At 71.9% G+C, this 13,595-nt stretch carries 1 protein-coding gene (cut by a window edge); it reads left to right on the top strand.

Going from position 1 to position 13,595, the window contains the following annotated elements; all coding sequences use genetic code 11:
- Positions 1-13,595, top strand: partial view of a rhomboid family intramembrane serine protease gene (locus K1T35_RS44885; protein WP_220257718.1) — the 3' portion only. 46,828 nt of this gene lie to the left of the window's left edge; the window shows 13,595 of its 60,423 coding nt (coding positions 46,829-60,423); its start codon lies beyond the left edge, outside the window; it ends in the stop codon at positions 13,593-13,595.

The raw sequence follows: 13,595 nt of genomic DNA, 5'->3' as shown, positions 1-13,595 counted from the left end.
CGATCGAACTGGGTTACGTGCCGGAGCAGATCGATGCCGTGTTGCGAGACATCGAGGCCCAGCTCCAGCGAGGGATCAGCGGCCCGACGGCCCCGCCCGCTCGACGCCACGGGCTGGGCACGGCCGCGTCCGCGCTGCTCATCGGCGGTGTGGTCGGCCGGCTGGTGGCCGAACACACCCAACACCTCGGGGCGGGCGTGTTCGGGATCGCGCTCTTCCTGGTGGCCTGGGGACCGCTCGCGACGCGATGGGTGATCGACCGCCTCGGCGGCCACGTTCGATCCCCGCGCGGGCCGCCGCCACTGGCGCTGCACCTGTTCCGCTATGCCACCCTCGGTTTCCTTGTCGCAGCGGTCTTGTGGGCCGTCTTCGGCCGCGATCCCGGCGCTTTTGCGATGGCGGCGGTGCCGTTCGGAAAGCTGAGCGGAAGGTGGTCGCTGCGCCACCTCGTCACCGCGATTCACGCTCATGAGCAGCGGTACGACGAGGGTATTGCGACCGGCGAGCTGGTCGAGCTGGCGCCCGTCGGCAAGATCTCGATGCGCATGCATGTCGGCAGGCTCGTCGACTGGGGCCTTGTCGTGCGTGACGAGACGTCGTGGCCACACCGGCACCGGCTGCATCCAGCCTTCGTCCGGTTGCTCACCGACGCGGCGAACCTGAAGGAGCTCGACCCGGCAGCCGACCGGGACTACATCGCGGCACTCACCACGTTCGCGCCGTGGTTGGCAACCAACACCGGGCTGTACTCGGGCCGTCGCGCCCTGGAGATCAAAGCCGCCCTGGACCGGTTGCGAGACATCCTCGCCAGCCCGCTGCATCAGCTGCCTTACCGCGCCGGCACCGATGACTCCACCTACACGTGGCTGGACCTGCTGGACGAGATCGTCGAGGCGCGGACAAAGGCGCAGCTCACCGAGATCCAGCTGACCCGCGTCCAGTCGGTCGACTACGACGCGCTCGTGATGGGGCTGACCGTCCTCGAGTCCCTCGGCCTCGCTGAGGGAGGGCGGCTGCGGCCGCACGCGGTCGCGTTGCTGAGTGACTCCGGGCTGTTCCGTGTGCTGCGGGCCGCCCCGCTCCGGCTCGACCAGCCGATCGATCCGGTTCTCATGGCGTTCCGCCGACTCGTCGACACACCTGACTGGCCGTTCTCCGTGGGCGACCTGCTGGCGTCGTTCCGCAGGGGGCCACGCACCGTCGCCGAACTCATCTCCCTCGTCCCGATGGACCAGTTCACGCTGCGCGGCTGGCTGCGCCGGCTCGAGGGCTGGGGGGTGCTGGAGAAGCTGGACGGCCGTGGGCGGATCCGCTACCGGCTGTCCGCGCGCGCCGTCGCCTGGCTGCGTGACGCACGCGCTGTCGAGGAGATCCACGACCGGGGTCATGCTGCCGCCCTGATCACCTTCGCCAACTTGCTCCGCACCCTGTCTCCGCCGCTCGACAGGTACGGGGTCCGCGCGCTCGCCGACGTGATCGAGCTGCTGAAGCAGACCGGTCCCGTCATCGAGCCGGTGTCGGACACAGGCCGGCTCGCCACGCCGCTCCGGCTGCTGAATCTGCTCTCAAACGGGGTGTCCGGGGACCAGCTGGGCACATCGCCGGATCTCTCCATGGAGCCGGTACGCAGTTGGCTCGACCGCCTCCGGCGCTTGGAATTGGTGGCCGAACCGGAGTCCGCCGGCCGACGCAAGATCTACCGCCTGACCTCGCTCGGCACCGCCTTGCTCGCGGAGATCGACAACCGGACCGGACCGAACCCGACCGTCGCCGACACCACCGAGATCGCCATCTACCGGGCACTACTCGTCCACCTCGACCTGATGCTGGACAGCACGTCGCCTCTCGACGACGCCGGTGGGTTCCAAGCGATCAGCTACCTGCTCGCCAGGCTCCAGGCCGTCCGAGGGAGCCCGCTCGCGGCCGGCACGAGAGACAAGCGCGCCGGCCCGGGCACGTCCACGACGCTGATCGTTCTGGGCGGTCTTGCCGCGCTGGGGCTCGCCGGTTACCCGCATGGCGTGGGCCAGGACGTGGTCGCGATGGCGATCGGTCTGCCGCTGTGGTCGAGCCCTCGCAGGGCGCCGCCGGCAGATCTGGCAGGTCGCGTGGTCCGGCCGCTGGCCTGGCTGCTGGATGGGCCGGCGTGCTGGTCGGAGACCCCGACCGGTGCCCGGGTTCTCCGCTACCTGCGATACGGCGTGGTCGTCGGCGCGACGATCTGGTCGCTCATCGCTGGGTACGGCGGGGATGGCGGGCTGCTCGCCGCCGGCGCCATGGTGCCCTGGCGCGGTGCCGCCGGCGGAATCATGCCGGTCGGGATCGAGGTGCGGTCGACCAGCTCCCACGGACCGGAGGGGGAGCGCTCCGAGTTCTCGCTGGCTGACTCGGTTCACCTGAATCTCTTCGAGCTTCCCGAGGCCGCTCCCGGCGAGGTGGTCGGCTGGATTCGCTTGTGGCGGCAGGCGACCGACGAGTTGATCAGGTTGACGCAGGAGCTCGAGCGACTCGAGCGGGAGACTGCGCGGCCCTGGAGGCTCGCAGAGCTCGTCGACGACCGCGGGGGCCTTGCCGGGTACCCGGCGCTCGACGAGGTGCTGCGCCGCGCCGGGAAGACGGTCGTGGACCTGCCGAGGCTGGTCAAGTACGACCTGGACAACCGCCTGGTCAGTGACCGGCTCGCGTTCGTGAAGGTTCAGGGTGAGTACCGGCTGGTTCGTGGCGCGGACGGTTCGGACGAGCTGCGCCTCTACGGCGTCGACGTGGGGCCCACCGCACTGTATGCGCTGGTGAAGACCCGGTTTGCGGCGTGGGCTGGATTCGGTGCCGCCCAGGTTCCGGCGGTCGCTCGGCTGGCGATCGGCGGCAGCGAAGCCACGGGGTGGAATGTCGCGGGCTGGGCTCCGCCGGACACGTGGTCGCAAGTTCTGAGGATCGCAACGGTCGGGGGAGACTGGGCGCTGCTGGAGCGCCTGATCGCGGATTACGACGGCATTGCGGCCGGGATCCGCGACACCTTCGGCGCGTCTCACCCGGCGTGGGCGGACGCCTTGATCGCCTACGCCACCGAGTTCCGGGACTGGGCGCGCACGAGCCGTGCACGGGGACCGGGCGAGGTGATCGAGCCCGCCCCGGACGCGGTGCTGCTGTTCCACCGCTGGGGGGAGACCGACGAGGAGGCCTTCGGTGGCCCGCCTGAATTCGGGCAGCTGCGAGTGGCCGAGACCGATCTTCTGGTCGAGGTGTTGCGGACGCTTCGGCCGCTGCGGTCGTGGGGGCTGTTGCGACGGTGGTTGCCGTCGCCCGGCTCCCCGGTGACGGGTGTCTCTGAGCGGTCGCTGGCCCGCGCGCTGCGCGCGACCGGGCTGGTCGAGGACGTGGCCGACGTGCTCGACCGGCTCCACCTCGTCGAGGTCGACGGGCGCTGGTTCGCCACCGACACCCGGCTCAGGGAAGGCTGGCGTCATGCCAGGGCCGGGCGGATGTCCGCGGACTGGCACGCCACACCCGACCTCGATCGAGCCCGGTACTGGCGGATTGCGCGCTACGACGAGCGGGATGCCGCCCGGATGCGGGCGAGCCGCCTCGACCGGGTGCGTGGGTGGGTCGGGGACAAGAGCAGGCATCTCCTGTACTTGGCCATCGTCCCGGCGGCCAAGGCGGCGGCCGCGACCACCTGGTACTCCTTCGTCTTGATCACCGCTCCCGCGGGGCTGCAGGATCAGGTCAGGTCGGCCGAGGTCCTGCTCTCCGCTGAGCTGGCGGCGGTGCGAGCGCTACCGGCCGGGGGCGCTCGCTGGTGGCGGACCGTCCGGCTGGGCGTCCAGGTGGCGCTGCTGCGCGTCATGGCGGTGGTCGTGAGCCCACGCGTGGTGCGGTGGGCGAGCGTGCTCGAGCGCCGCGCCGCCGCGGGACTGGCCTCAGCGCGGCAACGGCAGGCACACATGCGCCCGTTCGTGGCGGCCTGGTACGGCTCGGCCTGGATGCTCGGGGCGTTCCTCGCCACCCTGCGCGCGCCCGCTGTCGACTGGCGTCGACGGTTCTCCGACGTCGCCGAGGTGGCACGGGAGGTGTGGCAGCAAGAGCCAGGCGGCATGCGGGCGCCGCTGTGGCGGCGGGTGACGGCCGTCGCATGGGGCGCGCACGAGCACCTCATCGTGTTGACGCGGGCGGAGAAGCGCCCGACCCAGCCGATTGGCGTTCCATACCGCGTCCAGGCTGTTGCCGCCGCTCGGGTGGCCCTGCTGGGGCGGGGCCGCGATCGCGACCTGGAGTGGGTCGCGGTCAAGATCGCCCGGATCGTCCGTCAGCACGGCCTGGAGGTGCTGACCAGGGATGTGGTCGCCCGCAAGCTCGGGCGGCGCGCTCGGATGCTGCTCGACCAGGCCGTCGAGGCGGCGCCCTTCCTGAAGGGCGATGGGCGCCAGATCGGCCTGTTCGGCATCGGCGCGGTCGCACCGAGGTTCACCGAGGTTCTCGGCGAGGGTGAGGTCCTGTACGAGACCGTCAACCCCGATCTGCCCCTGCACCTGCGCCGGCTCTACCTCGGAGGCCGGCACCTCGCCCCGGATGTGGCAGAGCAGCGTGATGCCGACGGCGCTTTCCAACCCGATGTGAACCCCATGCTTCGCATGATGCTCGCCAGCCTGGTGGGCGATGGCCCCGGCAAGGCGCTTCTCGGTTCCCTCGAGCTGGCGGTGCTTTCGCTGGCCCTCACCATCCGGGCGCATGCCAAGCGGACCTGGCTCGAGGTGCGCTCGCCGGCCGACGCCGTCGCGATGCTCGCCCACGCGCTGGACCAGCCGGGAGCGGTGGTCGAACCGGCGGGTGAGGCGACGTTGCTGCGGGTGTGGCTGCCGGACCTGTTCGGAAGCGAGTGGGAGTTCGTCGTCTCCTTCGACGACACCGGCCGCAACTTGATCACGAACTTCTATGCCACCGGTCGGGACGGCTTGGGCAGTGAGTCGACGATGAGCTGGCCGATCGACCAACCTGCGGTCGCGGAAGCCCATCGCCGCGTCGTCCAGGTGGTCGGCGCGAAGAGCGGAGGCAGCGCGTTCATCTACACCGATCGGCTCGTGCTGCTCGCGAAGCATGTGATCGATGGGGAACGCGTCGAGGACCTCCGCATCGATGGTCACCCGGTCGCCGCGATCATCACGGTGCCTGAGTTCGACAAGCTCGACGTCGTCGTCGCTGTGGTACCCGGGATCACCGGATACGACCCGGCGCCCCTCCGTGACTCGAGGCCGCGCGAGGGGGAACGGTTCACCGTGGTCGGCTTCCCGAGTGGCCACCGGATCGCCACCGCCGGGCCGTTCGTGGGGTTGGTGGACCGCGAGCTCGAGTTCGGCGTGGCCCAGTCCGCCAAGGGCATGTCCGGTGGGGCCGTCATCGACTCCGACGGCAACTACCTCGCACCGGTCACGAAGGCATCCTCGGCCCTTTCCGACTCCCGGTACGCGAGGGCGCCCGAGCCCTCAGCGGTGCATGACTACCTCAACGAGGTGCTCCGTCTCCTCGCGGCCGGTATCCCGGCCGAACCCGGCGAGGATCTCGTCACCCGCGGCCGGTTCGACCGGGCCATTGCCGCCGCGAATCGGAGGCCTGTCGTAGCGGCCGCCGTGGTTGTAGCCGTGGTTGTGGCCGTCGCGGTGCTGGTGTGGGTGGTGGCGCACGGCATGTCCTTCGGCGGGATCGCCGCGGCGGCCGCGATCCCGCGCGGGCCTACGCGCACCCGCTTCGTCCGGCTCGGGCGGGCGGCGCTCGTCACGGCTGCCGCCGCGGTGATGGTGCTGCTGGGACTCAGCACGACGTCCGTGGCGAGCCCGGCGCGGGAGCCCACGCCACCGACCACCGAGATCGTCGTGGAGCCCGGCGACACGGTGTGGGAGCTCGGTGGGAACACGCCGAGCGGGGTCGAGGCGATCGAGCGTCTGAACCGCGAACGGCTTCGCGGAAATCCCGACAACATCCGTCCCGGCTGGCACCTGGACGTGCCGGCGAGGAAGCCACAGCCGGAGGTCACGGCGCCGCCGGAACGGACCAATCCTCCGGAGGCGACGACCCGGCCGGAGGCCACGGCACCGCCAGAGGCGACCGCCCGGCCGGAGACGACGGCACCGCCGGCCACGTCGGCCGCCGAGGCCCCCAGCGCGGGCGCCGGTGAGGCGCGCAGCGGGCGGTGGTGGCTGTGGGGCGCCGGCGCGTCGGGCGCGGCCGGGCTGGTGGTGTTCCTGCGACGGCGCGCGGCGGCAAAGGGACGGCAGTCGTTTGCCGAGCGCGCACGCGGCTGGCGCGCGATCAGGTACGCCAGGGCCCCCGCGGTCGGGACCCCGGTCGCGCCGATCCACGTGCTCCAGTGGGTGGTCCGGGCGCTGCCGAGCACTGGCTCCGGCGGGGCGAGCATGCACGACCTGGGCTCCGATCGTGCCGCACCCGGCGAGGGGCCGGAGCGGGCGCAGCTGTCGGCCTACCTGGCCGGCCTGCCGGACGCCGTCGACCGGATCGTCACTCAGCTGGTGGATTCCGGACTACTGCGCTTCGAGCGCCGGAACGGCGGGCCAGAGTTGGTGCCGGCGGGGGTGTTCGCACAGCTCTGGACTCTGGCGCCGCCGGAGCTGCGGGCGGCGATGGCGCGCAGCCTGCCCAAGGCGCTGGGTGATCTCACGGCGACGCAGCGGTCGTCCGCGGAGCTGGCCGACGCCGTACGCGGGGCGCTGCGGGAGGCGATCTGGGACCGGGCCGAGGCGTATCCGGACCGGTTCGCCCGGCTGCCGCCGTGGAAGCGTGGTGGCCGCGACGGGCTACGGGCGCAGTTCGCGGACGTCCGACCGCTGAGCCGGAGGGTCGACCGGATCGCGACGGAGTTGGGGCGTCAGCGCCGCCAGCTGGCGAGGGCAATGCGCCTGATGGACGGGTTGGCCAGGTCGGGCCAGACGCGGGACGTGGCGATCAGGCGGTTCATCACGGCCGGTCGCCATGCGGATCTGGCCCCCGAAGACATCGGCCGGGCCGTCGCGCTCGTCGTGGCGCGGTGGCGGTTGCTCCGGGCGGAGCGGGTGCACACGCGGCAGCTGGCCGAGTTGCCGCCGCACCTGCAGACGTCCGGGCCATACCGGGCGGTGGCCGGGCTGTCGGACGAGATCCGGGGCCGGGAGCGGGCCAAGGACGCGGCGGAGCAGACCGAGTGGGCGGCAGTGCTGGAGGCGTCGAATGCGGCCGCGGTGGCCGGATACGGACGCCGCGATGTGCGCCTGGTGCGTCATGCGGCCATGTACGGGTGGTCGCGGTACATGGTGGAGCTGGCGGCGTGGACGGCGGCGTTTGCGGGGCAGGCCCCGAACGCCACGTCGACCTCGTCGGCGGAGTTCGCCGAGTACTACGACGAGTCGTCATCGTGGGTGACCGGCCAGGCGGCCACCGCGAGGACGGCGACCACCGTGACCAACCTCGCGGCGGCGGGCCTGGGCGACCGGTTGATCACGAACATGGTCCCGACCGTGACCATCGGTCTCACGGGAGCGGCTCTGGTGGTGGCAGCGGCGGTGGTGCCGTCGCCCCTGATGTTCCCGGTGGCGATGGTGGGGCTCGGGTCACTGGGCACGGTGGCCACGCTCGCGCGGGGTCTGCTGGATCGCCGCCACCACGTGCCGCCAGGGCTGAAGGACGACCGTCAGAGCCGGTTCCAGACCGCACAGCGGGTGGGCACGTTCGTGCTGCCGGTGGCGATCGTGCTCGGCCTCGCCCTCCTGGGCAGCGCCTTCGTGGGCGCGGGTGCCGCCGTCGGGGTCCGGGTGACGCTGGTTGCGCTGGGGATCATCGAGGCAGCGTTGATCGTCGGGCTGTGGCTGGCGATGCGCGGCGAGGGCCGGGACCCCGTGCTGCGGGCCCCGCCGTCGGTGTGGGCGTCGATCGCGGGTGCGTTCCGTCAGGTCGTCGGCACTCCGTCGGGGCTGGCCAGGTATTTGCTGTCGACCCACATGCTGACCGTCCTGTCCGGGCTGTATGCGACGGCGCTGGGCGGACAGATGATCGACCAGCTGGTGTTGCTGAACGACCCGGCCCAGGCGGTCGGCACCACCGCGCTCACCGTGAGCGTGCTGATCACCGTGCGCGGGTTGGTGACCATCTACGCCGGACGGAAGTGGAAGGGGGCGCTCAAGCCGCTGCTCGGCAAGCCGGGGGCGATCGCGCAGAAGTTCGGCCGCGACGTCGACGAGGGGCGGGTGTTGGTCGCGGTCATGCGGCTTCCCGTCATCCTCGCCTTCCCCGCGGTGTGGCTGGCGCTGAGCTACGGGCTGCTGCCGGCCGGGTTGCTGCTGATCGTCGGCACGGTGGTTGCGGGGTGGGCGCGGCAGGCGCTGGACCGGTGGGGCGAAGGCACGACCTGGGCGGCGTTGAACAACACGGCCAAGGCGGCCAGTGTCGCGCTCGGCGGCCTGATCTCGGCCGCGCTGCTCGGGGATTACTCGGGAATGCTCAGCGAGCGCCTCGCCGCCGGGCTGCCCTATGCCGACGTCGTGGAGTCCGGGAACCTGCTGCTCGCGCTCCTGGTCATCCCGGTCGTGGTCATCCCGGCCGTGATCACCCCCTTCATCGTGAAACTGCGCATCCTGCCGTTGGACGACCTGGAGGCCGCGCTGAAGGCGGCCAGTGCGGACGCCAAGAAGGACGCGAAGAAGATCAAGAAGATCTTGGAAGCGCTCACCATGTCGGGTATCCACGACGTCGGCTCGGCCAGGGCGTTGTTCCTGCACCCGGACTGGGCTCCTCGGCGGGGCCGCGACTGGCGACTCGCCGCCGGCGAGGCCCGCCGCAGGTCCCTCCGGATCAGCTCCGCCGATCGGGAGCTCCTGATCACGGCGCTGCGGAGCTTCGACCAACCCTCGGGCGGCGACAACGACTCCGAGCGTGGTGCTCGGCTGCGTGAGGCGGCCTCCCGAGTGATGGCGTGGCCCGGCCGGATCGCGTCCCAGATCCGAGGGATCGGTTTCCTGGCCACCGCTGTAGAGGAAGGACTGCTGACCGGGCAGTCCGACCATCGGGGCAGCGATGCCGGACGGCCGGCCGGCCGAGCGGCCGGTGCGCCTCGCGCCGAACCGACCGCGACGCACGACGAGAAAGGCGTCGTCGAGCCGCGCGACGACGCGCAGGCCCGCGCTCCGCCGCCATGGTGGCGGACGCTGCTGACAGGGCCACGCACGGCAGGATCCGCGGCGGAGTCAGCGCCTGTGCGTTTCGGTGCGGCCGGGCTGCTGGCGAGAGTCGGGGTCGGCCGTGCGGCGCTGGTGGTGTCCGCCGTGGCCGGCGTACTGGCGATGGCAATTGCCGGCCTGAACGTCGGCGGGCTGGCCGGCGGCGTGGTGGTCGGGCTGGTGACGGGCGTGTTCGGCGCCGGCGGCGCGCTGGTCTCGATCCCGACTCTGACCAGCATCTTCGGGCAGGCCGCGCAGGACGCGTCGACTGGCAGCCTCGTCATCGCCGCCGCTGCAGTCGTCGCCGGCTTGGCCGCCAAGCAGCTCATGACCAACAGGACGGTCAAGGCCTTGCTGGGTGCGCAGGGCCTGCAGCGCGGATTCGCCGCGGGGCTCGTCGCGTTGGCCGGCTTCACCGGCTACCAGGCCCTGTACGCGCTCACCGGTTCCGCTCTCGTCGCTGGCATCGGCGTCGCACTGTTCGTCGTCGCCGTGTTGGCCTGGGCGATCACCCGGCTCGGGCCTCCGCCGTCGGGTGTGGAAGCCGGCTCGCCGTCGGGCGGCTCTCCCCCCGCCCCGTCCTGGGCCGGATTGATGGACCTGCCGTGGCCTCACTGGCGGGCGGATTCCGGGCGTGGGCACCGGCTTGCGTTCCTGGCGAGTGCCGCGATCGGGATGGGGATGACCGCGCTCGGCCTCTACGCCGTGACGGTCTGGTCGGAGGCGTTGCACCTGCGGCCAGGGCAATTGCAGACCGTGGCGTTGGTCGGGAATCTGGCAGGGCTCGTGGCGCAGCTGGTGCTGAACTCCAGGTGGCCGGACCTGTCGCCGCGGCGGCAGATGGCCGCCTACCTGGTGGGCAACGCGGCGGCGTATGCGCTGCTCCTGAGCGGTTCGGGCTGGCTGTACGCGGCTTCGTTCCTTCTCGGCTTCACTGCGTCGGGGTGGACGGCGATCAGCGTCGCGGCCTTCTCGTGGAGCGACGCGCACAACGCCGAGCGGGGTGGGCGGGTGCGGTTGGCCGGCCACGCGAACGCGCTGGTGTTGGTGGGTTCGAGCGTGGTCACGGTGGGCTTGCTGAGCATGCAGGGCGTGGTCGCGAAGACCAGCACGGACACGGCGGCCTGGCTGTCGATGACGTTCGCGATCGCCTCGGCCGTCGCGTTGTGGATGACCGCGCCGTCGAAGGTGTCAGAAGCCGGTCAGCAGGTGGAGGAGAGCGGCGACGGCCGGCTCACCTCCACGGCGGCGTTCACGTTCTGGTTGAGTACGGCGTTCGGGCTGACCGTGGCGACGTCGATCCTGTTCGACGGGCACTGGCGCGACGTGTTGAGCGGTGCCTCGCCGTTGTTGTTGACGCTGCTCAGCATGGGTTTGGTGTCCGGTGGCGTGCTCGGCGTCGTCTTCGGCAAGCGGGTCGAGCGCAATCCCGGGATGTTCATCCTGGTCACGGCGGTGTCGCTGGTGGTGGGGGTGCTGGCTGCGTTCGTCGGGCAGCACTTCTTCGGCGGGCAGTTCCGCGCGCTCGGGATCGCGGTGGCCGCGTTCGTGGCCGAGGCCGGCGCCACCGGGATGATCCTGGGGATCTTCGCGATGGTGCGGAAGCGGGTGGCGACGGCGAATCGGGCGCGGGTCATCACGACCGCGACGATCTCGAAGTTCATGTGGGGGATCGGCGTCGCGCAGCTGGGTGTGCCGGTGGGCCACGCGGCGGGGTGGTCGGGGATCACCTGGTTGATGACTGCGACTGCGCTGGCCGCGCTGGCGTCGGCGGTCGTGCTCGTCCTCCGCTACGGCCGTGATCCCGCCCCGGGCGGCGGGGGGTATGAACCCGAGCGGTACAACCGCGGCCCACCGGATGGCGGTCCGATGGGACCTGCAGCCCCTGGCGGACCGGCGTCTCCGAGCGGGGGGCCGACGCAACCCGGCTCCGGCCGGACCGGTGGGGTCGGCCCCGGGCAGGCCCTGGCGATCGTCGGGGCCGGCATCGTCGGGTGGTGGGTGCTGGCCGCCGTGTCCGGTTGGGGTGGAACGGCTCGCGCTGCGACCTCGCCGGAGGCCGCGCCGGCCAGCTCCGGTGCGGACGCCACGTTCCTGAAGGCACTCGTGCTGCTCGTGGTCGCCTATCTCGGGTACCGGCTGCTGCGGGCGGCCGGGAAGTGGACCGGGCACGCCCTGCGGGTGGCCGGCGAGGCGATCGCCGGCGTGCTGCGGCGGCTGTTGGCCGGGGCTCTTTCCCGGGGTGCCCAGGAGCTGGTCCGGCTTTGGTGGGTGCTGCTCGGCGCGGGCCTCGGCTGGGCTGCAGCGGTGGCCGGGTACGGAATCCTCGCGGCGGGCGTGGGCCTGCTGCTCGTGGCCGGGCCCTGGCTCGCGGCGCAGATCTCCGTGGTGTGGCCGAAGCTGCGTGGACTCGCGCCCACCGAGCGGGTGCGCGATGTGGCGAAGGCCTGGTACGGGCAGCGTCTGCCGTGGCAGGTGGGTGCCGGCCTCATCGCGGGCGCCGCACTCTCGATGGTCCTGGGCGGGAACGCCGGTGCTCTCGCGACGGCGGCGGCGGTGCCGTTCGGTCGGCCGAACGGGGTGCCCACCCGGCCGATGCGGCCCGAGGAGCTGACGCCATCGTCGGCGTCACCGCCGTGGGTGGTCCGGCTGGTGGTCGTCAGTGCGGGGCTGGCCGTGCTGCTGGCCGTGCAGCTGTTGCAGGCCGACGTGGCGTCGGGTGCGGGCCACCTGTTCGCGGCGGCCGTGGTCCCCGGCCCTCGTGGAAACCACGAGCCTGCCGAGCGGCGGCGCGGCGTGCTGATCGCCGAATCGGATCGAGGCCTCGTGGTCATCACCGATCCGACGGCGGTCGCTGTGGTGCTCGACGAGGTGCGCGCGCTGCGGGACCGGGGGAGGGTCGCGCTCGCGGACTCGAATCGGCTGAGCCCGAGTGGGCTGTGGGCTGCGGTCAATTTCTGGTTGTACCTCGCGGACGGGCTCGACGCGGTGAACGGGCTCACCGTGCCGGGCCTGCGCCAGGTGAGCGTTCTCTACGTCCTCGAGGCCGGGCGCAGCGCGGTGATCGTGCCCAGAGCCCCGTTCGATGCCGTGATCAGCCGGTTCGATCCCCGGACCGTGATCGCGCTGGAACACGAGATCGTTCGAGGGCTGTACGGCGCCGATCCGAAGAACGGGTGGCGGCCTTTGGCGATGGACGACTGCCCGACAGACCAGCCCCCATCCCCGGCTCCGTCGACCATGCCCGCGGTGGAGTACGTGGCCACCCTGGAGACGAAAGGCCGCCGGCCGACCGCCGTGCTGGTGAAGCCGGTGGGTGATCGCGGCCACCTCGTGGTGCATCCCCGCGGCCCCGACCACCTGGACCGCACGCTCGACACGGCGGCCGCGTACCGGGTGCTGGGAGCGCCGGCCGTGCTCACGTGGCCGGGCGTCGTGGCCGAGGACGTGCTGGACGGCAGTGGGAACGTCGTGCTGCGGGCGAGCGAGAGGGTGGAGGTCGGCCACTACCGCGGGGGCAAGCAGGTCGACCTCCACGACCCGGTCCAGCGCGCTCAGGTGGCGCGCTTGCATGCCGCCGCCGCGGTGCTCGGGGACATCGACCTGCGTGCTGTGAAGACGGCGAACCTCGTTCGGGATCGAGCCGGGAACGTCGGGCTGGTCGACTTCGACAAGGGCATGACGCTGGATGCCGACCCGGTCGAGTTCCACGTCCAGATCGCCATCGACGGCCGCCGGTTCGAGACGAGGGCGGCGCGGGAGGTCTTCGGCCTGCTCACCGAGGCCGATCTGCTGGCCGGTTACCAGCACGTCGTCGAGCGGCGTGCCGAGCTGGTGGCGGTGATCCCCGATCCGGTGCGGCGGCTGATGGTCGAGGCTCGGCTGGACTGGATGAGCCAGGTCGTCGAAGCCGGCCGGCTCCCGGGCTGGTTGCGGGGACAGCTCGAGACGGCTCGGGAGGTCGCCGACGCGGCGTACCCCGGCGCGGTGCGGCTGCCCGACCACACCTACCGGCTGGGGTTCAGTCCGGAACAGACCCAGCTGATCTCGTGGGCCTTGGCCCGGATGTGGCAGGAACAGCCGGCGTTTGGCGGCAACCGGCACCCACCGGTAGTAGCGCTACGCGACGGCGAGGCGCTGTTCGTCTTCCGGAGCGACCGCCTTCATACCGAGCTCCGTGCCCACGTGCCGGACCGAGAGGCCGCCGATCTCGTCGAACGGCTGGTGACGTTCGCATGGCCCGCCGCGGACGGCCTTGTCATCGCGATCAGCGAGCGGCGGCTCGCCGAGCTGGTCCGGCTGGGCGCGCTCCAGCAGGCGATCGACGGTGCGCGCAGTCGTGCGTCGTCGATCGCGCCGCGAGCTCCACCGCGCGCTGATCGAAGGGAGCGGAATTGA

Origin of the sequence: Pseudonocardia sp. DSM 110487, assembly GCF_019468565.1 — a bacterium.
Taxonomy (GTDB): domain Bacteria; phylum Actinomycetota; class Actinomycetes; order Mycobacteriales; family Pseudonocardiaceae; genus Pseudonocardia.
This window is presented reverse-complemented; position numbering and strand designations above follow the sequence as displayed.